Annotated in this window: 3 protein-coding genes; all 3 read left to right on the top strand. The window is 71.3% G+C overall.

Annotated elements, in window-relative coordinates; translation table 11 throughout:
• A partial coding sequence (locus ACZ7M3_RS52690; protein WP_143138439.1) for an alpha-glucosidase C-terminal domain-containing protein occupies positions 1-114 on the top strand: 114 nt, incomplete at its 5' end.
• 121 nt (positions 115-235) lie between these two features.
• The gene (locus ACZ7M3_RS52685; RefSeq protein WP_472073943.1) at positions 236-1756 is read left to right on the top strand and encodes a maltokinase N-terminal cap-like domain-containing protein; all 1521 of its coding nucleotides are present in this window, start codon (positions 236-238) and stop codon (positions 1754-1756) included.
• Between the two features lie 30 nt (positions 1757-1786).
• The coding region (glgB, locus tag ACZ7M3_RS52680) for a 1,4-alpha-glucan branching enzyme (RefSeq protein ID WP_472073945.1) at positions 1787-3660 on the top strand (1874 nt) is incomplete at its 3' end.

Genomic DNA, 3660 nt, shown 5'->3' with positions numbered 1-3660 from the left:
CCGGTCGAACTCATCGGCGGGGTGCGATTCCCGGCCATCGGCGAGCTGCCGTACTTGCTCACCCTCGCGGGCCACGGCTTCTACTGGTTCCGGCTCCGCAAGGACGCCGTCTGATCCAAGGACAGACTCCAGAACCCGGTCGGCGGGGCGGTTTCCTCCGTCCCGCCCTGGGCACGCATCAGTAACACCCCGACTCCCCCGGTCTCCCGGGCCCCTGGGGAAAGGACGCGACGTCATGTCGGAAGCCGCAATCCACTCTGTCACGGCCCCCGTCGCACGCCCCGAGTTGCTCGCGTCGCTCGATCCGCTCCTACGGGAATGGCTGCCACGGCAGCGCTGGTTCGCGGGCAAGGGGCGTCCGGTGACCGGGTTCTCCCTGGTGACGGCCAACGAACTGCTGCCCTCGACGGCTCAGCTGGGCCTGCTCCACCTGCTGGTCCGGGCGCACCAGCCGCTCACCCCCGCCCAGGGATCCGGCACCCAGCCCGGCGACTGCTACCAACTGCTCATCGGCGTACGCGAGGCACTCCCGCCGCACCTCGCGCCCGCGCTGATCGGACACGTGCAGGAGGGACCGCTGGCGGGACACACGGTCTACGAGGCACTGCACGACCCGCGCCCCGCCGACGTGCTCCTGGAGGCCCTGCGCACCCGGGCCCGAGTCGGCGAGCTGCGCTTCGAACGGGATCGACGCCAGGAGATACGGGGCGATCTGATACCGCGCCTGATCACCGCGGAACAGTCCAACTCGTCCCTGGTCTTCGGAGATACGTTCATCCTGAAGCTGCTGCGCCGCGTAGTCCCGGGGGTGAACCCCGATCTGGAGCTGCCCCTGACGCTCGCCCGGGAGGGCTGCCCCCGGGTGCCGGCGCCGACGGCGTGGATGGCCGCCGACCTGGACGAGGAGACGTACGTCCTGGGAGTGCTGCAACCCTACGTCCAGGGCGCGGTGGACGGCTGGGAGCTGGCCCTGAGCGAACTGGCCAAGGAGAGCGAACCGGCCAAGGAGAGCGAACCGGCCGAGGACGGCTGTCGCGGCGGCGAGGGCTTCACCGGGGAGGCGCGGGCGCTGGGCCGGGCCACCGCCGAGGTGCACACGGCCCTCGCCCGGGCCCTGCCCACGGTCACCCTGGGACACGTGCAGATGGAACGGCTCGTCGACGGCATGACCGAGCGACTGGCCGCGGCGGCGCAGGCGGTGCCCGCGCTGCGGCCGTACACCGCCGGTCTGCGCACCGCCTTCGCGGCGCTGGCCGACCTGGCCTCCGAGGGGCAGACCTGGACGGCCCAGCGCATACACGGGGATCTGCACCTCGGCCAGTGCCTGCGCGCGCCCTCCGGGGAGTGGTCGCTCATAGACTTCGAGGGCGAGCCCTCGAAACCGCTCGCCGAGCGCCGTATGCCCCAGCCGCCCCTGCGGGACATCGCGGGGATGCTCCGCTCCTTCGACTACGCGGCCCACGCCGTCCCCGGAGCCCTCGGCTCCTCCCCCAAGCTCTCGGCTTCGCTCGACCAGGGGGGACCCCCATGCGCAGGGGCCGTCCCGCCGGTGCCCGACTGGGCCGACATCTGCCGGGCCGCGTACTGCGCCGGCTACGCGGAGGTCGCCGGCCGCGACCCGCGCGCCGATCCCGTACTCCTGCGCGCCTACGAGACGGACAAGGCGATCTACGAAGTCCTGTACGAGGCCCGGCACCGGCCCGACTGGCTGCCGGTCCCGATGGCGGCGATACGCCGACTCGCCGCATCCCCCTGACCTTCCCCACCTCACCCCGCCGAGGAGGCCCTGCCCGTGACGCCCCGCCCCCCGTCCGACGACAGTCCGAAGAAGAACGGTGCCAAGAAGCCGGCTGCCGCCAAGAAGGCGACGGTCAAGAAGGCGACGGTCAAGAAGGCCGCTGCTCAGAAGCCTGCCGGGAGCATGGCCGCGAAGAATGCGAAGGTCTCGGCGGTCTCCAAGGTCTCGAAGAAGGGGGCCGGGGCGAGGGTTCCCGAACCGCGCGCCGGCGAGCCGACGGGCGCCGAGCCCGTGGTCGGGGTCTTTGAGCCCGCCGTCGTCGACAGCGCTCCCGTCTTCGCCGGGGTCGAACCCGGTGACCGGGAGCGGCTGCTCTCCGGCACGCACCACGATCCGCACGGGGTGCTCGGCGCCCATCCGGTGCCCGGCGGTGTGGCCTTCCTGGCCTTCCGTCCGTACGCGCTCGGGGTGACCGTCGTGACGGACGACCTGCGGGTCGAGCTGCACGACGACGGGGACGGGTTCTTCTCGGCGCTGGTGCCGCTGCGCGCGGTCCCGGAGGCGTACCGGCTGCTCGTCGCGTACGAGGGGACGGTTCAGGACACCGAGGACGCGTACCGCTTCCTGCCCGCGGTCGGGGAGTTCGATCTCCATCTGCTCGGCGAGGGACGCCACGAGGAGCTGTGGCGCGCCCTGGGTGCGGAGCCGATGGTGCACCAGGGGGTCACCGGCACCCGTTTCACGGTCTGGGCGCCGAACGCGCGCGGTGTCCGTCTCGCCGGCACCTTCAACTTCTGGGACGGCACCGGGTATCCGATGCGGTCGCTCGGCTCCTCGGGGGTGTGGGAGCTGTTCGTGCCGGCGATCGGCGAGGGCGAGCTCTACAAGTTCGAGATCACCCGCCCGGACGGCTCCCGCACCCTGCGGGCCGACCCGATGGCCCGGCGGACCGAGGTACCGCCGCGCACGTCGTCGATCGTGCACGCCTCGCACCACGAGTGGACGGACGAGGAGTGGATGGCGGGGCGGGGGGCCCGTCCGGTGCACGAGGCACCGCTGTCCGTCTACGAGGTCCACCTCCCCTCGTGGCGTCCGGGCCTGACCTACCGCCAACTGGCCGAGCAACTGCCCGCCTACGTCCGCGACCTGGGCTTCACCCACGTCGAGCTCATGCCGGTCGCCGAGCACCCCTTCGGCGGATCCTGGGGCTACCAGGTCACCGGCTTCTACGCCCCCACCGCACGACTGGGCACCCCCGACGACTTCAAACACCTCGTCGACGCCCTGCACCGGGCCGGCATCGGCGTCCTCATGGACTGGGTACCGGCCCACTTCCCCCGCGACGCATGGGCCCTCGCCGAATTCGACGGACGCCCCCTCTACGAACACGCGGACCCCCAACGGGCCGCCCACCCCGACTGGGGCACCCTCGAGTTCGACTACGGACGCCGCGAGGTACGCAACTTCCTCGTCGCCAACGCCGTGTACTGGTGCGAGGAGTTCCACATCGACGGACTGCGCGTCGACGCCGTCGCCTCGATGCTCTACCTCGACTACTCACGCGAACCGGGACAGTGGACCCCCAACGAACACGGCGGCCGGGAGAACCTCGACGCCGTCGCCTTCCTCCAGGAGATGAACGCCACCGTCTACCGCCGCGCACCCGGCGTCGTGACGATCGCCGAGGAGTCCACGGCCTGGGACGGCGTCACCCGGGCCACCCATCACAACGGGCCCGGCGGGTTCGGGGGGCTGGGGTTCGGGCTGAAGTGGAACATGGGGTGGATGCACGACTCGCTGAACTATGTGCAGCACGAGCCGGTCCATCGCAAGTACCACCACAACGAGATGACGTTCTCGATGGTGTACGCCTACAGCGAGAACTACGTCCTGCCCATCTCCCACGACGAGGTCGTCCACGG

Source organism: Streptomyces sp. NPDC111656 (assembly GCF_055656965.1).
Note: the sequence above shows the minus strand (reverse complement) of the source record. Positions and strands in the feature narration are given on the sequence as shown.